A 21,428-nucleotide genomic window follows, 5' to 3' on the forward strand; every position below is an offset into this window, starting at 1 on the left:
ATTCTAATTCTGCATCACCGCATCTAATAAAACATCAGCACCAAAGCGGACGACATCAGTGCAAGGTAAACCAGTTTCTGCTATTGTTTGGGCGATCGCCTCTTGTGCTGCATCCTCATCTAAATGGGCAGTATTCAAAGCTATACCCACCACCGGCACAGTCCCAAAAGCCCCACCCGCACTAGCCACAGTTTCATACAGGTGAATTACTTGCGGTAATGGTGGTATGGGTACATGAGGATTATTCTTATTGTGGGTTTGTCCAGCACGGTGTACCAGCAGTAATTGCGTAGCTTGGGAACCCCGAATTAGAGGTAAGGTAGCAGTAGAACCAGGATGCAGTAAGGAACCTTGCCCCTCAATATGCAGAATGTCATAGTCTTTGCCGTAGCGCATCACCATCTGTTCCACCGCACCCGCAGCAAAATCTACCCGCACCGCATCCAAGGCTATACCATCCCCTGCCAACATCACCCCAGTTTGCCCAGTAGCCAAAAACTGAGAACGCAAACCCCGCAACTTAGATGCCCGATGTAATTCTATACTGGTGGACATCTTCCCTATTGCCATATCTGTCCCCACCGTCAACACCCGCCGACAGGGGAGAGTCCGCGCCGCCGCACTAGCCACTTCTAAATTAGGCGGTTCTTTACGGACATCCCAAATTAATTGTCCAGGTTGGAGAAGGGCATTTAATTCGGGGATATTTGCCAAGGGTGTGTGTAAACCATTCACCAAAGACATCCCAGCCCCTAACGCCGTTTTCAATTCTATCCAGTAATCTTCAGGTATCGCCCCACCTTTTGGGGCAATACCAATAACTAAAACTTGGGGCTGGTATTGTAAAGCATCTGCCACCGACTCTACAATCGGTACATCACGCTGAATCCCCGTAATTTCCCTCAAAGATTTACCCGCCGCATCACGGTCAATGACAGCAACAATAGGGTATTCACTGTAGCGTAAAAGTGCTAACCCTGTTTTGCCAACAGTTCCAGTAGTTCCTTCATGTAGCAAAATTGCTACTCGTTGATTAAGTGGCAGATGCACTATATTTTACCCCCAACCCTGGTAAATCATTTGGTAACACTCGCCCCTCTTGTAGTAATGCACCTGTAAAGGGGTCATCACTTAAGTTGAGGTGACTATCTAAGTCTAAATAATCAGCTAGGGGCGCTAGTTGTGCCGCAGCCGTATTTGATAGTGTACTGTCAGAATAACAACCAAACATCACTTGCAACCCACAAGCCTTTGCTGTATGTACCATCCGCAGGGCTTCAGTTAAACCCCCTGATTTCATTAATTTGATATTAATCCCATCCACATAATTAGCTAAACGGGGAATATCGGTACTGTTGAAGCAACTTTCATCGACAAATATGGGTAGGGGAGATTGTGCTTTGAGTTTTATTAAATCCTCTTCCTGTCCCCTAACTAAAGGCTGTTCCACATACTTGATCCCCAACTCAGCTAGCCAATTGCACATGGCGATCGCATCTGCTAAACTCCAACCCCCATTAGCATCGACAAAACATTCTTGTGCTGTTGCTTCTTGCTGCACAGCTAACAGCATTTCTTTGTCTGCTTCTATACCATGAGGGCTACCTAGCTTTACTTTCAACAAACGCACATCTGTAAGTTCTAGCCAGTCTCTTGTGCGTATTTTTGCTCTTTCTGGTGTATCAATCCCGATAGTAACTGAAGTCGGGACTATAGCCTGGCGATCGAGTCCCCAAATTTGCCACAGGGGTAAACCCACCCGCTTACCCAGCCAGTCGTGCATGGCAATATCCAACGCCGCCCGCACACCCGAAGGAACCTGATTTTTCACAAATAATTGCTCGATTTCCTGTCTCTGCAAAGGGCTAAATGGTTGCAATAATGGTGCTAATTGCTGCAAGTAGTCTTTGATTGTCTCCGTAGATTGTCCATAATTACCCACCCCAAATGGTGAAGCTTCACCCCAGCCTTCGATGTCATCATGGAGAATTTTCACCCAAACATTCGTTGTCTTTGCTGTAGTCCCGCGACTAATGGTCAAAGGAAACCTTTTATTGACCGTAAACAAATTAACTTCTACCTGCATAACGATGCTCAATCTTTGCTGAGAGCAGAAACAGTGTAAACACAAATTTTAGCTTATTTAATGTATCTGTTATACTTTTTTACATTCAATCTGAATCGCTAAAACTTGAGAAAATAAGAGCTAAATAAATGAATCTATAGAAATGAAATTTATTTCGTAAATAAATAATTATCTGTAGGGCGTTGCAATGCCCAGCAAAATCATCATACCCCAAAACAACTAACAAATATGAACAAATTACAAAAATGGCAAATAATCAACTCAAAAATGGTCTTAAATCATCGTTGGTGTCAAGTGAGACAAGATGAGGTGCAATTACCAAGCGGTGATGTAATCGATGACTATTTTGTACATATTAAGCCTGATATTGTCCTAGTTTTTCCTATCACCGTTAATAGAGAAGTTATCTTTGTGCGTCAATACAGGCATGGGGCAGAAGACTTTTTTATAGAACTGCCTGCTGGGAGGTTTGAGCCAACAGAAGAAAGTGCTGAAGCTGCGGGTTTGAGAGAATTACAAGAAGAAACTGGTTATACAACTAAACAACTAATAAAAATGGCTACTCTCTACGATAATCCCAGTAAAGAAACTAATCAAATTCACTTATTTTTGGCAGAGGATGTGATGAAAGTAGGAGAGCAGAATTTAGATGTTACAGAAGAGATTGAAGTTATATTGATTCCTATAGAGTCAATTCTAGAGAAAATTACTCAAGGCGAAATTTCCGTAGCAGGAACTGTTGCAGGTTTATTTTTAGGATTAAGGTTTATTAGTGAGAAACAATTTATCAAGTAAATATAGCAGGTGACAGGTGACAGCATTTGGGGTAGGGTGCGTCAGATGTAGAAAATCCTTGAATGTGTACGAAATTATTGCGGCTGACGCACCCTATTGGCGTGACCAGACTAAAATGTGGCATTAGATGGGGAAAAATCGAACGCAGATGGACGCAGATGAACGCAGATGATAGATTGCTATTGCACTATTTTAGCCTAGACAAGCCAGTAGTGGCGCGACCGGACTAAAATGTGGCAATAGGTTTAAATAAAAAACCGCCGATGAACGCCGATGAACGCCGATGAAACGGATTTTTTATTACACTATTTTAACCTAGACAAGCCAGTAGTGGCGTGGCAAGGCTAAAATAGTGCAATGAAAATAAATCTTGTGGTGTGGGCATCTTGTCCGCACCGGACGGGCAAGATGCCCATCCTACAAGAAAGGAATAATGCAACATTTTAGCCTTGCCAGTCCAGTAGTTTAGCAAGGCTAATGCGTCCTGTTAGGGACTTCCAGAAAATAAACTATGCAATTTATCTGCATCAAAGCAACTGTCTTTCCCCCTGCCCCCTTGCCATCACAGTGATAGTAGATTTTTTTATTGGAAGTCCCTTAATAAACGCGCTTGCTGTGCGATCGCATTTATTTCCGCGCTTGAATTACCTGTAAACTACCACCTGCATACAAGGTTGACTTATTTACTTGCAAACCAATTTCACTCAATAAACCAGCTAAATCTGTTTTTAATAACTGCCAAGCTGTCTCTGTTTCAAACAGGAGTAAAAATACTGTCAACCCAGGCCAAAATATGGGATTTGTCGGCTTGTGGAAATCTACTAAGGTAAACACCCCTCCCGGCTTCAATACTCGATAAACTTCTTGAATAATTTCGCGTAATTGTTGCGGCTGCATTTCATGTAAAGCGGCGCTGGTATGCACTATGTCAAACTGATTGTCTGCAAAGGGCATTTTTTCCGCAAAAGCTTCTACATAATTAGCTTGTGGTACATTCTGCCTAGCCCTTTGTAAAGATAAGGGAGAAGCATCTAGTCCTGTTACGTTTTGTGAATATTTCACTAAGAATTGCGTCGCCTGACCACTACCGCAGCATACATCTAGGATAGAAGTATTTGGGGCGATCGCTAAACCTTGCAAAGCCAATTCCCGAAATCTGGCTTCTCCACCCACACTGAGGGCGGCTACACGAGATATGGCATCGTACAGCCATTGATAGCGATAACTTAAGTCTCTGAAAATTGTTGCCATTGTACTATTCCTAACTGTTAAGCTTTATATTTAATAAAGATATATTGTTAACATTAGTAAAAAATCTGAAAAGGTTGGGGGACAATTACTGCTATGGGTCGTGTAGGCGTATTATTACTCAATCTCGGTGGCCCCGATAAGCTGGAGGACGTAGGCCCGTTTTTATTTAATCTATTTTCTGATCCAGAAATTATACGCCTGCCATTTCGATGGTTGCAAAAACCTCTGGCTTGGTTTATTGCATCACGGCGCACTCAGACTTCGCAAGAAAACTACAAGCAAATTGGCGGTGGTTCGCCACTGCGACGCATTACGGAAGCCCAAGGGGAAGCTTTAAAAGAACAGTTGCACGAATTGGGACAAGAGGCAAATATTTATATCGGGATGCGTTATTGGCATCCTTACACAGAAGAAGCGATCGCTCTCATAGCTCAAGACAACATCGACAATTTAGTAATTCTGCCCTTATATCCCCAATTCTCCATCAGCACCAGTGGTTCTAGTTTCCGTTTACTAGAAAGACTGTGGCAAGAAGACCCCAATCTACAACGTCTTGAATATACCGTAATTCCCTCCTGGTACAAACAGCCAAATTATTTACAGTCGATGGCGGAACTCATTCGCCAAGAATTAGACCAGTTTCCTAACCCTGACGAGGTTCATGTGTTCTTCAGCGCCCACGGTGTACCCAAAAGCTACGTTGAGGAAGCTGGCGACCCCTATCAACAAGAGATTGAGGAATGTACTGCATTAATTATGCAAACTCTTAATCGTCCAAACGCCCATACCTTAGCTTACCAGAGTCGCGTCGGCCCGGTTGAATGGCTGCAACCTTATACTGAAGATGCACTCAAGGAACTAGGCGCACAAGGCATAAAGGATTTAGTCGTTGTACCTATCAGTTTCGTCTCCGAACATATCGAGACATTACAGGAAATTGACATTGAGTATCGAGAAATAGCTGAGGAAGCGGGGATTCATAATTTCCGACGTGTACCCGCACCCAATACCCATCCAGTATTTATTAAAGCTTTGGCGGACTTGGTAATTGATGCACTCAACCAACCCAGCTTTAAGCTTTCCCAAGCCGCCCAAATGAAGAAAAGGGTGAAAATGTATCCGCCGGAAAGTTGGGAATGGGGTATGACCACTAGTGCAGAAGTTTGGAATGGTCGTATTGCCATGTTAGGTTTTATTGCTTTAATTATCGAGTTGATTACAGGTCATGGTCTACTACACATGGTAGGACTTTTGCAGTAATTGGTAATGGGTAATTGGTAATGGGTAATTGGTAATAGTAAAAAACAATTACCAGCTAAACCAGATATGTCGTAAGTAATTGCCTCTGGTCTTGATATCCAATATTGATTGCAATTAAAAATCGGGCATTGATGAATATTCAATGCCCGATTTTTTATTTCTAATGAATAGGAGAGATTCCTTCAAAAGGTAGGAATAAAAGCTTGACAATAACAAAGGAAATATCCCATTAGCAGGACGTATTGAGCGCTGAGATTTCCTAAAGTGGAATTAATTTGGCTGATCAACTGCGTTATACCAATTCTCCAGAATTAAGCAACAGATGTAGCCCTGGAAACTATACCTACATCTAAGTTTTTTCATGGCTAATTGGTATTAATCCTGATTGAATGTATCTACGAGGAGATTGAAATGAAGAGATTAATTTGGTTATCAACAATGAGTTTAGCGATCGCTGCAACTAGTCTACCAGTTGTAGCCCAAACACAGGATTCTCCACAAACACCAGGAACTCAATCACCAGAACTCCAAACACCAGGAGAACGCCAAACACCAGGACTGCAAACGCCAGATACTCCAGCACCAGGAACTCAAACACCGGGAGTTCAACCAGAAACTCAGATTCAACAAACAACACCCTCAGCCGACGCTAGCATGGGTGCGCCTAAAATTAAGGGTACAAGTGCATTACGTGATGCTAATTACATCAGCTTGTACACAGGTAGTCAGCCTTTATCCTATGTAACAATCATGCCACCAGACTATATTGGTATAGGCGACAATATTACAGTTACAGATCAATCTGGTCAAAACATTCAAGCCAATGTTACCAGAGAAGGTGAGAAAGTGAGAATTAACTTTGCTCAACCAGTAGCCCCTGGAAGCACCCTAGAAATCGCCCTGACAGATTTGGCCTTTGGTTATCCTTATCCTTCCAAGAGTACCTTTGGTTATGAATTAGCTGGCGGCTATACTGGCTTCAATCGAGAAATTCCTTACGGTTTAGCTCAGTTTCAAGTGTATTAATTACTTTGATTAAAAGGGGACAGGGGACAGGATAACCTGAAACGTCATCAGGACTTACGCACCAAGGTTATCTGTTGAGACAGGGTGTGGGGGGGTAAGGGTGTAAGGGTGTAAGGGTTTTAAAGATTTACACCCCTATACCCCTACACCCTTGCCCAAACCCTTGATTTTTCGTTTTTATGCGTAAGTCTTAGTCATATGTCCTAGCCTATGTGGCAACTGCTATCAAGTCAATCCTCAGTCCCCAATCCCCAATCTACAGCTTCTTGTGATACCATTGATACCATTCTTTAGCACTACGTACTGCAAACCACAACAGAATTAAAGCAATTACGCCTCCTTGCCAAGGTGCATCAAAGGCAAAAAGCACTAAAGCTATACACAAGGTATCTTGCAGAAAAACAGCCCAAAGTGGCAAACCACGCAAGCGATAAAACCAGCCGATCTGCACTAATTGAAGAACTAAAGCTAGTAAACTGCCAATTAAAATAATTAGCCAATGTGGGGTGGCTGTAGCTGAAGCTACGGCTAAACCCATGATTGCCCCTACAAGGGGAGATAATAATAACTGAATTATTTGTAAAATTCTTTGCCCCCATAGTTTTTTGGAAGCAAACAGTTCTACTAATGACCAACTAATCAAACAGCCGAACAGAACAGGTGAAGAAATATTAGATAAAACTGGAACGTTTGACCAAAAGTTACTCCCCTGCCATAGTCCCATAATCAATAAAGGTACGCCTATTCTCATTCCTGCGGCCGCAGAAGCAGAAAGTGTCGCTAGGATTTCTATCATTAGGGTGACTCAAATAACAAGTAAATATGTATTTACTATTGAGATTACCCATTATTTTTCATAATTCCGCAGGAAGCTGAAATTACTTATCAAAGCTGAATAAATTACATACTTGTACTTAAATGTGTTACAAAAACGTGTAACTAAGTGAACTATTACGTAGAAATACCGTTTTGTATACACAAGTTGTGTTTTTTGTCAAACTTCATTATTGCTTAGTTTAATTTATACTTATTCTTCACAATACATCTGTTAATAGTGAACTACCTACACTGACCTGACGGTGAGCGTGTAGGCTTCCTGTCCAACAGAAAGCGTAGTAGTAGATTTCTTGCGTCCTCTATTGCTGCGACTTACATCTGGGCGACAGGCTTTATCCCCCGTTCCAGAGGAGCCAGTGCCGTGGGCGGGTTTCCCGACTTGAGGCAACTGGCGTGTCAAAATCCGTAGTCCCTCATCTCTGAGGTTAATAGCTGCGTTCACATCCCTATCATGCCTAGTTTGGCAATTTTCACAAGTCCAAAATCTTATATCAAGAGGTAAACTACCAGCTTGATTAAGGCAAACATGACAGGTCTTTGAACTGGGGAAAAATCTATCGACTTCAAGATAAATCTTTCCTTCCATTTCTGCCTTGTATTTCAACATGGTGCAGAACATGCCCCAACCAACTTGATGTATAGACTTGGCAAGTTTGTGATTCTGCATCATGCCTTTAATATTGAGATTTTCAAGCACTATAACTTGGTTTTCGTTAACTATTCTACGAGATAGCTTGTGCAGAAAATCTTCACGACAGTTAGTTATGTTCTATTAAGCGGTCTGTTGGGTAATACGAATTGAAAATTCGCTTATTAAGAGATTTTGCTCTCTGTGTCTCTGTGACTCTGTGGTAAAAATAATTTATTAAACCACGGAGGCACAGAGTTAATAGGTAACAGAGGAATTTCTAGACTAGAATTTTCTATTCACCTTAAAGCTGTCTTACTAGTGGTTGACCGTCTTTGACTTCGCCTACTAATACGATGTCTGCACAGTTGACGAAGATACCATTTTCTAAAACCCCAGGAATGTTATTTAAGGTTTTTTCTAGGTTAACTGGGTCGTCAATTGAATCAAATCGGACATCTAGGACAAAGTTACCTTGGTCGGTGATGACTGGGCCGGCTTTTTTCACACCCATACGCAGTTCTGGTTTACCGCCTAGCTGCTTTATTGCGTTGGTAACTGGGGTTATAGCCATTGGAATGACTTCTACTGGTACTGCAAACACAGAACCCAAGCGGTCTACTAATTTACCACTGTCTACGACGACAACGAATTGATTGGCTAAGTAATCAACTACTTTTTCGCGGGTATGCGCTGCGCCACCACCTTTAATTAAATTTTTCTGGGGGTCAACTTCATCAGCTCCATCAATGGCAATATCAATGTGGTCAACAGCGTCAAGGGTGGTGAGAGGAACGCCGTATTGCTTGGCTAGCACTTCTGACTGAAATGAGGTAGGAATACCGACGATATCTGTCAGCTCACCAGACTTGAGGCGATCGCCTAAATACTGAATCGTGTATGCTGTAGTTGACCCTGTACCTAACCCGACTATTGAGCCGGATTTTACCAAGGCGGCGGCGGCTTTACCGACTTCTTGCTTCATCAACGTCACGGGGTCTGCTGAAACGGTCATTCCCAAAACTCCTGAAATATCGACTAAACAGATGGCACTATCACAGCAGACTATACTATATTCAGGGTAACGTTGACGGTTAACTGTTAACTGTCAACCGTCAACAGCTTACTGAAGTCCGGCGATGATTTCCAGAATTTGCTGATAGCTTTGGATATTGCCCTCTTGAGAATATAGGTCAGCAGATTTTTGAAAGTCGGCGATCGCACTTTGATACTCTCCACGATTACGGAGTATATCGCCTCGGAGGAGGTAGGCTGAAGCCCAATGCGGTTGATACTTCAGGGCTTGGTTGAGGTCTGCTAGGGCTTCTTCCAAGTATCCTAAGAGTAAATAGCTACGTCCTCTGTTGTACCAGTCTTCGGCATAACTGGGATTGATAGCAATTGCTTGGGTGTAATCTGCTACTGCCTCTTGATAGTCTTGTAAGGCATAGTGGGCGTGGGCGCGATCGCTGTAATATCTGGCAGAATCAGGTTGCAGTTGCAAGGCTTGGGTATAATCGGCGATCGCACTTCTATAGTTTTGTTGGTCGTAATACAGTGAGCCTCGATTATAGTAGGCTTCGCTCAGTTGGGGATTGATTCTCAATGCTTGATTGTAGTCTGTTACAGCTCCCTTGACATCTCCTAATTGGCGGCGGGCATTGCCTCGATTACAGTAAGCTGGGGCATAATCAGGTGATATACGGATGGCTTGAGTATAATCTGCTATGGCTCCCATCAAGTCTTGTAGGGCTTCGTGGGCAATGGCTCGACCGTAATAAGCTTGAGAAAGATGAGGATTCAGATGTAAGGCTTGATTGTAATCGGTAATTGCGCCCCGATAATCACCCAAGCACCGCCGGGATGTAGCGCGATCGCAATATCCGGCGGCGAAGTTGGGTTCTAGTTCCACTAAGCGATGACTATCAGCTAAGGCGCTGGGGTAGTCTCCTAGTTGGCGGTAGATATTGGCGCGGACACCGTACACTACCGCTAGGTCAGGGTTGAGTTGTAATGCTTGGTTATAGTCTGCTAAGGCTTGGTGATCATCTTGCCAAGCCTCGTAAATTAGCCCCCGTTGATAGTATGCTTGGGCATCATTGGGGTTAAATTTTAAGACTTGGTTGAAGTCGGCGAAGGCTTGGTGATAATCGTTGAGACAGAAACTAATTACGCCGCGATTATAATAGGCTCCCATTTGCTGGGGGTCAATTTCTATTGTGCGGTTGTAATCGGCAATAGCTTGTTGATAGGCTCCCAAGGCATAATGTGCATTACCTCTATTTTGGTAGGCTTGTGCTAGGTTGGGGTCTAGTTGTATTGCTCGTTCGTGGTCGGCGATCGCTTGCCGATATTCTCCCAAGTTATAGTAAATATTGCCGCGAATGCTGTAAGCTGCGGCGAAATAAGGATGCCATTGTAAAGCTTGCTGTAAATCTGTGATTGCTTCTTGATAATTGCCGCGATCGCTGTTCTGCACACCCCGGTAATAATAGGCTTGTGCAATATCTTCATTTATATTACTAGCTAACAGAGGGTCAAACTCGATAGTGCTGATATAGTCTGTAATGGCTCGGTCATAGTTACCTTGAGCCAAGTAAGAATTACCTCGACAATAATAATATTCTGCGAATGTAGGATTTATTTGTAAGGCGCGGTCATAATCTGCGATCGCTCCTGTAAAGTCTGCTAGACAATAACGAGCATTTGCCCGATGATAATAGGCTTCGGCATAATTGGGTTTAATTTCTATTGCCAGATTAAAAAAAGCGATCGCCCCTTGATAATCCTTCAGGTCACGGCTAAAAGTGACACCTCGTTTACAGTAATTTTCTGCATCAGCCCTGGGATTGCTGGGCTTAGTACCACCAGTCACCGTTCTTTGATATTCCCTCGATAAGTTATCGGGTAATCCTTGGTTAAAAAAATAGTCAGCATTCATCTATTTTTTCTTGTTAATATACTCCCTGAAAACTATGATGTAGGCAAGAATTGCCCAGCTACTAGTTGGAGTAGTTTAAACATCATTAGTAATAGAGTAAGGTATTTGTCTTAATTAAACAATTGATTTAGTCATAATGCTTTTGTTAGAGTAAAGTTTATCTCATTCCATTGCATTCTATGAAGATATATGCCATCCAGGTATCATCCAAATATATCTGAAATATACAACTTTTTCCCCAGCTATGGGGCTGGATTTGGGCGATGGAAACGGCAAAATGTACAGCAAATAAGGCATTCAATCTATTAATAGACAGCATGAATATATCAACTTGCCTATACAAAAGCAAAAATTCTCTACTCTCACTAACAGGACATAGAAACAGCTAGAGCTTGGGAAAAGTTGCTAGCTCTGGTGGTAAAATCAAAATCAAAGCTAACCGATGTTAAGTAGCAAGTACCTTGCTAATTGGTAGTTACTTACTTATATACTTACTGGTCATTAGTCATTGGTCATTGGTGATTACTCTAACAAAAATCAGAGGCTGTGAAGTATTAACTATTGACTATTGACTGTTGACTATTGACTGTTGACTATTGACTATTGACTGTTGACTATTGACTATTGACTCATTCACATATTCCACAACTAAAGGTACTAGTTTAGTTTCTAGTTGAGTGACAATTGTACGGTCTGAGTCTGACCAAATACGACTTCTACCAAACACACAAGGCTGTAAAACTCCCCAGAGTTGACCATTATGGCATAGGTGAGCGTGAATCAGCGCCCGATGACCAAAACTTTTGCGTTCAAACTCCTTGTTAAGCACGGTAGGATCTGCGGTTTCCACATCTTCAACGTAAATGGAAGGATCTGTCCGCAACGCAGCAGCAAACATAGGGTCTTCTTGTGGTAGTGATGGCGGTTCTAATTCCCACTCAGGACTACCAATATCTGGTATATCGGGATTACGTCGCCAGCAGTGAGTAATTCTACTTAATTTTGTGTCTGGATGTCGCAGGTATAAAAAACAGCGATCGCACTTCAAAATTTGCCCAAGCATTGGCAACAAAGCAGAAAATAAAGCATCAGGTTCGCTATATTTATTGAGAACACTTTGGATAGTCCCAGGTAAAGCTATATCTGTCATAGGAATGCAAGTTAAGTTCTTACATATCTTCTCAATAACCAGGAATGAAGCACATCAATCCCACGACACAGGCGCACACAGTAGTCAGATTTGATTATTGAATTCGGGCGCGAACAAACAATAGGAAATATTATATTTTTATACTCAATTGCAGGTAGGTACACCATCTATAGATAGATGAACTAAAGTAATAGCAAAGTTAAATTAGGAATGTATGGTAAACTCTTGGTATGTATGGGCTTGGGTCACGTACAAGCCCATTTTATAAATTTTTTTAGAAAAAATCGCATTCATTACTCCAGCAATAATTATGCAATTTTTTATAACTATGATCACTTCCCAAACACAGGTTGATTCATATCAAATCTTTCTTTAGATGGGAGTAAGGAAAAGAGTAAAAAGTTATATTTTTATCTGTTAATGCCTGAAAAACGTGTGTTTACCCTGGAGTGTAAGCCAGGGTTTTCTTTTTTAACAGTGAACAGTTATCAGTGAACAGTTATCAGTTAAATACAAAAGGCACAATAGTAGGTTGCGTCAGATGAGGAAAATCCTTGAATTTGTACAAAATTATTGGGGCTGACGCACCCTACAGTTAGTTTGATTATGACACTTGCGTAAGTCCTATATTAGATTGAAATAAGTTGTTAAGCACAGCAATTATCAAGATTTGGTCAAAAACCAAACCTTTTTGTATGTAGTCAGGTGATACATATCAGTTTTCAGGAAATTTGCCTACAGCCTAAAGGTAGATGAACTTAAGCCATAGAAGGTTTAAATTAGAATTGGTGTAGTAAATGCTTGGTATACATAAAGGCTTGGCTTGGTCAAGCCTTTTTTGTTTTTGTCGTCGAATAACACTTTGTTTGCCGTTGTTAACAGATTAACGTGGCTGATTGTCTTTAATTACTGCGATCTTTGGCGACCCAGATGTAATTTACTAGTCCGTTTTATGAGAGTATTTTGTGAGCAGCACAGGATTTAACCCGACGGCCGTGTTCGTCTACAATACCTGCATTCCGGCTTTGATTGGTGATGACATCGAAGCAACTTGCAAAGCTGCATCAGAAAAAATTAACTTGCTTGGTGATGCAAGATACAAAAAGGTTAGCTACACTTGACCGCAAAAACCCTCTTGCTTTAATGAAAGCTAGTAAAATGGCACTGAGGTAAAAATGAGTTAGGTATCAAAATTCTTACCAACTAGCAAAGCTTAGGTATTTCTCATTGTACTCATCTTCAATCAGTACCTTTGCGGTACTACTAAGTTGTGGACTATCAGTGACAAACCAGATAAATGTATGAGTATCGAGCAAAAATCTCATTCCATATATTCCTTGAAATCCTCAAGCGGTTCTTCAAAGTCCTCAGATATCCAGACTTGCCCTTTAGCACTACCAGCCTTAGCAGGACGACGCTTTTTTACTTGTTCTACTACAGTCAGCTTTACTACAGGTTGATTATCTTTGAGGATGACAACTTCTTCACCCTGCAAAGCAGCTTCCACCAAACGAACTAACTCTTCTGATGCGTCTGCAATGGGTATTTGCATGATACACCACCTTTGAAAATTATATCCTTATTCTATGCTTTAACCTTCCGATTCCGTTACTTTCTTCTGTGTTATGAAAATTTGGGTGTAGAGCATTGAGTAAAGTTGTTTGGGTTGGATGCAAAGTATGATCGCTTATTGCAGTAAGCTGGGTTTCCTTGCCAGCACTGACCAAAAGTGCGATGGCGTAACCGCCCAGCGTAGCTGATCGCATTTAAGACTGTAACCGTGGAAGCGATTCGCTAAATTGTACTAAATAAATTAATTCATCTTTTTATTCAGCAATGCCACATATTTTATGTATAATCTAATGTCACTCTATTTTGACTATAATCAGCAACTAAAATAAATGATTTCAACCATCGAGAACCTAATAAAATTTCCTGTATTTCATCCCCAGCAAATACAGGAATTTCCCATTCTTGATTATCTATGATAACTCTACCGCTATAAACATCAAATTCAGTTTCTCCTTGAGCAGTTCTCAATTTATCTTGATTTAAAAACTGCCAATCAAGACTCTCTACATCTTGTTTGTTCATAGCTAAAAACTCAGTGAATCCTGTATCTAACATTGTTTCTACAGGAAAACTCAAGCCATCCCCGCCGATTAAATCTATTTCAAAATAAATTTGTCCATATTCTCCAAATCTACCCTCAATCATATTCTGCCACTAACACCTGTTTGATTAATGCCAAAAATATGATGAATGACTTGAGGGTATTTTTCTCTAGCCATTTTACTGGCTACTTCTTTATCCTGATCAATAAAGTAATCACCGCTATCTGGTTCAATGGCAATATACCAGCCATAATATTTATCTAGAAGTTCTGGTTTTAAACGCTCAAAAATCGCCCAACAACGCTCATAAAATGCTTGTCTTCTGGCTCTGTCTTGGGCTTTTTGTGCTTCTGTCCACTGAATTTCGGGGAATACTCTTCCACGTCTCACTATTCTTTCGGGTGAAGAGTGTGTCATATTTTTACATGATGGAGATGTATTTTTCATATTCTATTATAAAGCGATGTCTGGGGCGGGCAAAGCCTACGCCCTCATAATTTTCCAAGAGCTTAGGCTTCTACTGCCACAGGCATCGCTTTTTTTTGAATATTTACTCTCTTATACCAATTTTATATGAGGTTGCACATAATATAAAATCCATTGATTTATCCGCGTTTATCTGCGTCCATCTGCGTTCAATTATTCTCGACATATTATTCTATGCAGCTTCATATTAATAATTTTTACATCAGCAGGCTAGGAAACGGGGGACTGGGGACTGGGGACTGGGGACTGGCAGTGCATCGCCAAAACCATGATATGGTGGGCTGTGGTATCAGTCTTTGCAAAGTTGTAGAGACGTTGCACGCAACGTCTCTACAGGATGTATTTGGTGCTTAACGAATTAGGAATTACCTCAAGCTACAGGCGCAAACTCAGATTTGACCGTTGCATAAGCCCAATCCAACCAAGGAAGCAAGGCTTCAATATCCGCAGTTTCTACTGTAGCGCCGCCCCAAATTCGCAGTCCTGGGGGTGCTGCACGATAAGGTGCGATATCATAAGCTACTTGCTGTTTTTCCAGTAGTTTAGCTAATTTCTTGGCAAACTTGGCTTGGTCTTCTGCACTCAAGCTAGCAAAAGCTGCATCGACAATTTTTAAGCAAATCGAAGTACAAGAACGAGTTTCTGGCTTTTCTGCGAGGAAATCTGCCCAGTTGCTTTGTTCCACCCATTTGGCGATCGCAGCTAAATTACCCTCACTCCGACTAATCAACCCAGACAAACCACCAATACTTTCAGCCCAAATCAAAGCATCTAAGGCATCTTCTACACACAACATCGATGGTGTATTGATGGTGTCTCCCTTAAATATACCTTCAATCAGTTTGCCTTTCTGGGATAAGCGGAAAATTTTCGGTATAGGCCAAGCTGGTTGATAGGTTTCCAGTCTTGCCACCGCACGAGGAGATAGGACAATTATACCATGCTGGGCTTCTCCACCTAATACTTTTTGCCAAGAATAAGTCAGCACATCGATTTTTTCCCAAGGAATATCCATTGCAAACACCGCAGATGTAGCATCGCAGATAGTTAAACCTTGGCGATCGTCTTTAATCCAGTCACCATTGGGGACTCTCACACCCGATGTAGTGCCATTCCATAAAAACACGACATCATGGTTAAAATCAACTTCATCTAAATTCGGTAAACCGCCATAGGGTGCTTTCAACAGGCGGACATCGGGTAACTTCAACTCATCTACAACATCTTTAACCCATTCTTGACCGAAACTTTCCCAAGCCAAGATATCTAAAGGTCTTTGTCCTAGTAGTGACCATAAGGCCATTTCTACCGCCCCAGTATCGGAAGCTGGTACAATACCCAAACGATAATCAGCAGGTAAACCGAGAATTTTTTTAGAACGTTCAATTACGTCTGCTAATTTAGCCTTACCATCTTCAGACCTATGGGAACGACCCACACAGGCGTTTTGCAGACTAGACACAGACCAACCAGGACGTTTTGCACAGGGGCCAGAAGAAAAATGCGGAATATGAGGCTTAGTTGTTGGAAGCGTAAGATGCTCTGACATTGTTGTAGGAGGAAGCTTTATTTAAGTAGTAATGTAAATACTACATTAGTCAGTGGACAGTTATCAGTTATCAGTTATCAGTTATCAGTTATCAGGTTATTTCCACTGTCAATTGTCAACTGTCAACTGTCAACTGTCAACTGTCCCTAACCCCTCCTAATCACTCCCTTGTCAAAAACCCGATTATTTGTGGCGATCGCACTCACTTCTATCCTATCTGGGTAAACTTCATAGGTGGCGAAACTTAAGTCACTGGTGGAATACTCTGTCCATTGCGATCGCCCTACAGGACGATTACCCGCGCCAGCACCGCAAATTAAATAAGTTGTCCCATCAATGGCGCGAGTGCGTTCGTAACTGTGTTCATGTCCATTGATATAAAGTTGGACTCCATATTTCTTAAACATGGGCGTAAAAGTTTTTATAAAAGCTTCATTACTTCCATACACACCCGATGAATAAATCGGATGATGTCCAAATACTATCTTCCAACGAGCATTACTACTACTTAATTCTTTTTCTAACCAAAATAATTGGTTTTTCCAGTCTGCATTATTATTAGTATCTAAAGCGAAAAATTGTATATCTTTACGGCGAAATGTATAATACCTTTTCCCATTCATATTAAAACCCGGATAGCGGACTTGCGGATCACCGTTATCAGTGCGAATATCGTGATTACCTAAACAAGCTTGAAATTTCACTCCTTGTTTGAGCAAATCTTGATAAGGACGCTCAAACACTGCATTAATTTTTTCAATTTCGCCGTTATTATAAATATTATCACCAGCTAAAACCACTAAATCATAAGGATTTTGCTTGTGATAAAACGTCATTGCCTTAGCCACAGCATACTGTCCTTTTGCCCCTGTTCCTGTATCCGCCACCGACACAAAACGCAACAGTAAATCCTTTTTAGGTGGTGTAGCTACAGCAACATCAGCACTGCCGAATTTTTGATGAGCAAATTTCCAAGAGAATAACCCAGCACCAAATGCGCTCAAGCTACTTAAAAATAAAAACTGACGGCGTTTTAAACTCATAAATTCCCCAATTTATCAACTTCTACAATTGCTATTAGAACTGTTTAAATAATCTAGTATTTGTAGGGCGCTGCACTGCCCACCAAAGCCATGATAAGGCAGTGCAGCGCCCTACGTATATTTCCAAAACCAGACTCATATATAGTGTATATTCTCTCTCTTACCTCTGTGTCTCCGTGCCTCTGTGGTTAAATCATGTAACATTTTCATTTTTGTTAATCTAATTTAAACTTTACATTATTGTATTATCAAGAGTTTTCCCCTAAAGTCGCCTGAAAAATTTCTTCAGCCGTCAACTTTAATTCTGGAAAAATAGATGATTGAATGCGGTCATTTCCCCGAAACTGAGTTAGCTGATATTCGCCCTCAACTAAAACATAAACAGATATTGTTGGTTGTTTAGAACTACCGATGAACCGCTTGCCACCAAGACCAGCATAATCAACAATCCAATATTCGGTAATACCAATTTCTTCATATTCTCCAAACTTCAAGAAATAATCATCACGCCAGTTTGTACTAACAACCTCCACGATTAAAGGAATTGATTCTGCTTGAGAAACCGTAGATGATTTTTTCCAAAGCGGCTCATTAACTAAGTTAGGAAGATTCAGTACCAAAACATCAGGAATATAACCTGATTTCTTATCTACCGCTTTAACTAATGCTTGGCTAGGAATTGAGTATGCAAGCCTTAATCTACGAATTTCAAAATAGAGTTCTCTAATCAAAAATCCCCTAACTAACTCATGTTCCCCCGTTGGCTGCATTTCTACTATAATCCCTTTGTGTAATTCATATCGACCATTTTCTGGTTTCCACTCTAGGAACTCTGCAAATGTTATCGGTTCTACTAAAGGTTGAAACATAATATTGTTTCCACAATTGCTGCTATTATACTAATCTAGTCATTGAGGTCATGGTTTTGGTGCATCCCCTGTAGTCCCATGTCACAAGATAATCGTCCCGAACAACCTAATCAACGCCCCCAAAGGACAGTCCAGCCTGTTTGGAAAGCCGCAATTATCACTGTGCTGCGAGGAACGATAGGGGTTTTAGAAACAACTGTAGAGAAACTGGAAACAGCACCGCCTCCGGGTGCGGAAGCAAGTCCCAGCTTTTTACAGCAGCTAGAATCGAGATGGAGTAGGTTTTTACTCAAAACCCGTGCATTTATCCCGTCCAACCTGTCAACTAAGTTATCAGATACAGCTTTGACTGGGATTATTGCTGGGATCGCTGTAGTTTTAGTTTGGACAACTACCAATATCTTCACCAGCAAACCTACCGAAGTCGCCACAGTTCCCACACCAACACCCACAATTAGCACTCCACCAGAGGTAATTCCACCAGAACCGCCACCAGCAGAGGAAATTACCCCGGAACCAGAAGCGCAAACCCCAACACCAGAACCGGAAGCGGAAACTTCACCACCAGAACCGGAACCAACTCCCACACCAACGCCAACGCCAGTTATACAATTAACCCCAGAACAAATCTTGATTGCATCCATTGAGAAACAACTGGCGGAAATTACCAGTGAGGTACGCCCAGCAGCAGGTGATGCGATCGCCTCCAACATCGTAAAATCAATTCAAGCCAATTTCCGCACCAGTAGTCTCACTGTAAAAATCAACGATGACTGGTACAGCCTCAAAGAATCAGAGCAAAATCAAATAGCATCCCAAATACTACAACGTTCTCAAGAATTAGATTTTTCCCATCTAGAAATTGTTGATTCTCAAGATAAGTTGATAGCCCGTAACCCCGTTATTGGTAATGAGATGATTATACTTCAACGACGGGTAATTGGTAATTGGTAATTGGTAATTGGTAATTGGTTAATGATTTAGAGATTATTTATCAAGTAAACCTTAAATTGTAGTGGACTGGCAAGACTAAACTTGTGCATTAGTGAAAAATCGGCGTTGCTGAATCAAGATATGAATTTGTCTCACGCAAAGGCGCTAAGTTACAAAGAAAAAGGACGGTCATTTTGCGATTTCATATTCTAATTCAGCAACGCCGAAAAATCTATCATCTTGTCATCTGCGTACCCTTCGGGAAGGCTGCGCCAACATCTGCGTTCGATTTTTTTCAAATCTAATCCAACATCTTAGCATTGCCACGCCACTACTTAATATTTACTTTATAGAAAGCAGCTTTTTAACCTGTAACCTGTCCCCTATCACCTGTCCCCTGCTATACTACTCTCTAATTTCTTGAGATGGTATCCAGACGGTGAAAACTGAACCGATACCTACAGTTGATTCAACTTCGATGCGCCCGCGATGTAGTTCTACCAATTGTTTCGTCAACGCTAAACCTAAACCTGTACCTTCATAGCGGCGGCGATAGGGTGTATCGAGTTGTTGAAATTTTTCAAATAATAATGGTAATTGTTCTTCAGGAATACCAATACCTGTGTCTTCTACTTGGAAGATAGCGGTGTCATCTTCTACCCAAATGCGTAAGGTAACGCTACCACCTTCTGGGGTGAATTTAATGGCATTAGTTAATAGATTCCAGAGAATTTGTTCTAATCTGGGTGAATCGGCGGTGAAGCGATCGCGTCTGGGATCTATTTGCAAATCTAGTTTCAGATTTACTTGTTTATCTCTAGCTTTGTCTAATAAAGATTCTATCGTATTTTCTGCTATCTTGATTAAAGAAAATTCGATAAGATTTAAGACTGTTTTCCCCGCCTCAATTTGTGATAAATCGAGGATGTCGTTGATCATATCTAACAAATGTTCGCCACTGTCGTGGATTGTTTGTAAATAATCTCTTTGTCGTTGACTCAACTCACCTATAGGCCAGCGTAATAAAGTAGAAGACATCCCAATTACGTAAGTTAAAGGTGTGAGTAATTCGTGGCTAATAGTAGCTAAAAATTCGCTCCGCAGACGACTAGCTGCTTCCGCCGCCAATAGCGCATCACGTAACGCCATTGTGCGTTCAATTACGCGCTGTTCTAAGGTTTGTTTTTCTTGAGTCAGCTTTCGCGCCGCTTCTTGCAGAGATCGCATTAATTCTGCTTGATGAATAGCGATCGCTAATTGTTCGGCAATAGAAATAAGTAAATTCTTGTCACTTTCAGACCATTGGCGGGAATTATAGCATTGATGGGCAATCAGTAAACCCCAAAGTTTATCTTCAAAAATAATTGGTGCTGCCAATTTGGCTCTAACTTTGCTTTCCCTCAAGAAATTTAACAAGCATTCTTCTAAAGCGTAGACTTTTTCTACATCTTCTACAACCAAAGTAAATCCTTGACGATACTTTTCCCAACAGGGAGAATTACGGGCGAAGCAAGTTTGTTCTTGATAATGTAGTACCGATGGTATATCTTCTGTAGCCAGAGCTTCATAAACGATACAAGCCCCAGATTTTTGCCAGTCTGGGATTTGAGGTGGCGTTGAGTTTTGGCTATTGACCTGGGAACCCTCAAATTTATATATTACCAACCTATCTAATTCCAAAAACTCCCGCACTTGAGCGATCGCAGTTGCCATAATCACTGGCAAATCTAAGCTTTTGCGAATTTGGGTATTAACTTGATTTAACAGTCGCTCTTGGGAAATTTGTTTTTTCAACGCCTCTTCGACTGCTTGACAAGCGTACACTTCTTGATGATTATTTACACTGGGGGATGCCGTCGCTTCCTGGTTTTGTTGAGGTAACAAATGTTCTAATAACAACAAAGTGAATTGACTTTGGAGTGTAGCATCATTAGGTCGAAGAAGTTGCCGATAGCGTTCAAGATGCTGGTGAGTATAGGAATCATGTCTAAACAAGTCTCTCAACTGCGAGAGAAAGGAGGCGATCGCCTCTGAATTAAACGTCAAGCAGGTATTAAGTTCTGTGAGTGGCGCTTGTAGTCCGTTAGCATTGTTGATAGCTGAGTATACATCTTGCTCTGGCGTTTCTCTACTTTCTGCAATGCTTTGATTCGCCGAGGAAGACCTAGCAACCACCCAAGCTGGCGACTCTTGGACTTGCTTTTGCTCCCAACTACCCAGTAAAAGCGCACTAAACCGTTCAGAAACCAGCAAGGTAAACCTTTGACTTTGCCACTCCTTGGGGACACGCACCCGTGACAATAAAGCTTCAGTGATTAACAAAGTAGTATCCACCGATTGAGCCATTTGTTGCAATAATTCCCCCAGTTGATTAAATACAACTAAAGGCAAATTTCGAGAAAAGCTCAAATCAGGAGAACTCAGCATTTTTAATAGTCTGTTAAGAGGGGCTGGGCTGAC

At 41.5% G+C, this 21,428-nt stretch carries 21 protein-coding genes and 1 pseudogene; 6 read left to right on the forward strand and 16 right to left on the reverse strand.

The features are described from left to right. Window positions 1-3: 3 nt before the first annotated feature. A complete protein-coding gene (locus tag H6G83_RS09055; RefSeq protein ID WP_190470220.1) occupies window positions 4-1,050 on the reverse strand; it encodes a DUF1611 domain-containing protein in 1,047 nt (348 codons plus the stop codon). Continuing rightward, window positions 1,034-2,086 carry a dipeptide epimerase gene (locus H6G83_RS09060; RefSeq protein WP_190470222.1) on the reverse strand — a complete coding sequence of 351 codons (1,053 nt, stop codon included), beginning with the start codon at window positions 2,084-2,086 and terminating at the stop codon, window positions 1,034-1,036. Before H6G83_RS09060 ends, H6G83_RS09055 begins: the two co-directional genes overlap by 17 nt. A 228-nt stretch (window positions 2,087-2,314) precedes the next feature. On the opposite strand from H6G83_RS09060, the gene H6G83_RS09065 reads away from it, so the two are divergent. Next, a complete protein-coding gene (locus H6G83_RS09065) occupies window positions 2,315-2,881 on the forward strand; it encodes an NUDIX hydrolase (protein ID WP_190470226.1) in 567 nt (188 codons plus the stop codon). A 627-nt stretch (window positions 2,882-3,508) separates the two neighbouring features. Here H6G83_RS09065 and H6G83_RS09070 read toward each other — a convergent pair. Then, window positions 3,509-4,132, reverse strand: coding sequence for a class I SAM-dependent methyltransferase (locus tag H6G83_RS09070; protein WP_190470229.1), 624 nt, complete (start codon window positions 4,130-4,132; stop codon window positions 3,509-3,511). Window positions 4,133-4,225: 93 nt separating this feature from the next. On the opposite strand from H6G83_RS09070, the gene hemH reads away from it, so the two are divergent. Both hemH and H6G83_RS09080 read left to right on the forward strand, forming a co-directional pair. Then, a complete protein-coding gene (gene hemH / locus H6G83_RS09075) occupies window positions 4,226-5,392 on the forward strand; it encodes a ferrochelatase (RefSeq protein ID WP_190470233.1) in 1,167 nt (388 codons plus the stop codon). A 411-nt stretch (window positions 5,393-5,803) separates the two neighbouring features. Beyond that, window positions 5,804-6,418 carry a DUF2808 domain-containing protein gene (locus tag H6G83_RS09080; protein ID WP_190470236.1) on the forward strand — a complete coding sequence of 205 codons (615 nt, stop codon included), beginning with the start codon at window positions 5,804-5,806 and terminating at the stop codon, window positions 6,416-6,418. Window positions 6,419-6,674: 256 nt separating this feature from the next. On the opposite strand, the gene H6G83_RS09085 is transcribed toward H6G83_RS09080, so the two are convergent. The 5 genes from H6G83_RS09085 to H6G83_RS09105 form a co-directional block, all read right to left on the reverse strand. After that, a complete protein-coding gene (locus H6G83_RS09085) occupies window positions 6,675-7,214 on the reverse strand; it encodes a DUF4126 domain-containing protein (RefSeq protein ID WP_190470239.1) in 540 nt (179 codons plus the stop codon). Between the two features lie 267 nt (window positions 7,215-7,481). Then, window positions 7,482-8,021: an RNA-guided endonuclease InsQ/TnpB family protein gene (locus H6G83_RS09090; protein WP_313935620.1), complete on the reverse strand. Its 540-nt coding sequence runs from the start codon at window positions 8,019-8,021 to the stop codon at window positions 7,482-7,484. Window positions 8,022-8,187: 166 nt separating this feature from the next. Then, on the reverse strand, window positions 8,188-8,898 hold the full coding sequence (gene rpiA / locus H6G83_RS09095) for a ribose-5-phosphate isomerase RpiA (protein WP_190470243.1): 711 nt from the start codon (window positions 8,896-8,898) through the stop codon (window positions 8,188-8,190). Between the two features lie 108 nt (window positions 8,899-9,006). Beyond that, the gene (locus tag H6G83_RS09100; protein ID WP_190470246.1) at window positions 9,007-10,824 is read right to left on the reverse strand and encodes a tetratricopeptide repeat protein; all 1,818 of its coding nucleotides are present in this window, start codon (window positions 10,822-10,824) and stop codon (window positions 9,007-9,009) included. Between the two features lie 565 nt (window positions 10,825-11,389). Beyond that, complete coding sequence (locus H6G83_RS09105; protein ID WP_190470250.1) at window positions 11,390-11,974, reverse strand: GAF domain-containing protein; 585 nt, start codon at window positions 11,972-11,974, stop codon at window positions 11,390-11,392. Window positions 11,975-12,954: 980 nt separating this feature from the next. Between H6G83_RS09105 and H6G83_RS09110 the strand changes: the two are divergent. Beyond that, window positions 12,955-13,050: pseudogene (locus tag H6G83_RS09110) on the forward strand (nitrogenase component 1); the annotation flags it as partial. 120 nt (window positions 13,051-13,170) lie between these two features. Here H6G83_RS09110 and H6G83_RS35850 read toward each other — a convergent pair. The 4 genes from H6G83_RS35850 to H6G83_RS09125 form a co-directional block, all read right to left on the reverse strand. Continuing rightward, window positions 13,171-13,299: a type II toxin-antitoxin system VapC family toxin gene (locus H6G83_RS35850; protein ID WP_277876298.1), complete on the reverse strand. Its 129-nt coding sequence runs from the start codon at window positions 13,297-13,299 to the stop codon at window positions 13,171-13,173. Then, window positions 13,296-13,526 (reverse strand): type II toxin-antitoxin system Phd/YefM family antitoxin, encoded by a 231-nt coding sequence (locus H6G83_RS09115; RefSeq protein ID WP_190470253.1) that lies wholly within the window; start codon window positions 13,524-13,526, stop codon window positions 13,296-13,298. Before H6G83_RS09115 ends, H6G83_RS35850 begins: the two co-directional genes overlap by 4 nt. A gap of 296 nt (window positions 13,527-13,822) precedes the next feature. Then, window positions 13,823-14,191: an aspartyl protease gene (locus H6G83_RS09120; RefSeq protein ID WP_190470256.1), complete on the reverse strand. Its 369-nt coding sequence runs from the start codon at window positions 14,189-14,191 to the stop codon at window positions 13,823-13,825. After that, a complete protein-coding gene (locus H6G83_RS09125) occupies window positions 14,188-14,505 on the reverse strand; it encodes a hypothetical protein (RefSeq protein ID WP_190470259.1) in 318 nt (105 codons plus the stop codon). Before H6G83_RS09125 ends, H6G83_RS09120 begins: the two co-directional genes overlap by 4 nt. A 243-nt stretch (window positions 14,506-14,748) precedes the next feature. Here H6G83_RS09125 and H6G83_RS09130 point away from each other — a divergent pair, with 243 nt between their 5' ends. Then, window positions 14,749-14,928, forward strand: coding sequence for a hypothetical protein (locus tag H6G83_RS09130; RefSeq protein WP_190470262.1), 180 nt, complete (start codon window positions 14,749-14,751; stop codon window positions 14,926-14,928). A 16-nt stretch (window positions 14,929-14,944) separates the two neighbouring features. On the opposite strand, the gene H6G83_RS09135 is transcribed toward H6G83_RS09130, so the two are convergent. From H6G83_RS09135 to H6G83_RS09145, 3 genes are all read right to left on the reverse strand, one after another. After that, a complete protein-coding gene (locus H6G83_RS09135) occupies window positions 14,945-16,123 on the reverse strand; it encodes a phosphoserine transaminase (RefSeq protein WP_190470265.1) in 1,179 nt (392 codons plus the stop codon). 146 nt (window positions 16,124-16,269) lie between these two features. Further along, complete coding sequence (locus H6G83_RS09140; RefSeq protein WP_190470269.1) at window positions 16,270-17,166, reverse strand: metallophosphoesterase family protein; 897 nt, start codon at window positions 17,164-17,166, stop codon at window positions 16,270-16,272. 248 nt (window positions 17,167-17,414) lie between these two features. After that, complete coding sequence (locus H6G83_RS09145) at window positions 17,415-18,035, reverse strand: Uma2 family endonuclease (RefSeq protein ID WP_190470271.1); 621 nt, start codon at window positions 18,033-18,035, stop codon at window positions 17,415-17,417. Between the two features lie 78 nt (window positions 18,036-18,113). On the opposite strand from H6G83_RS09145, the gene H6G83_RS09150 reads away from it, so the two are divergent. Beyond that, window positions 18,114-18,989: a hypothetical protein gene (locus tag H6G83_RS09150; RefSeq protein ID WP_190470274.1), complete on the forward strand. Its 876-nt coding sequence runs from the start codon at window positions 18,114-18,116 to the stop codon at window positions 18,987-18,989. Window positions 18,990-19,373: 384 nt separating this feature from the next. Here H6G83_RS09150 and H6G83_RS09155 read toward each other — a convergent pair whose 3' ends face one another. Further along, window positions 19,374-21,395, reverse strand: a complete 2,022-nt coding sequence (locus H6G83_RS09155; RefSeq protein WP_190470277.1) for a GAF domain-containing sensor histidine kinase — start codon at window positions 21,393-21,395, stop codon at window positions 19,374-19,376. Between the last annotated feature and the right edge of the window lie 33 nt (window positions 21,396-21,428).

The sequence above is a fragment of the Anabaena azotica FACHB-119 genome (assembly GCF_014697625.1).
Classification (GTDB): Bacteria; Cyanobacteriota; Cyanobacteriia; order Cyanobacteriales; family Nostocaceae; genus Trichormus; species Trichormus azoticus_A.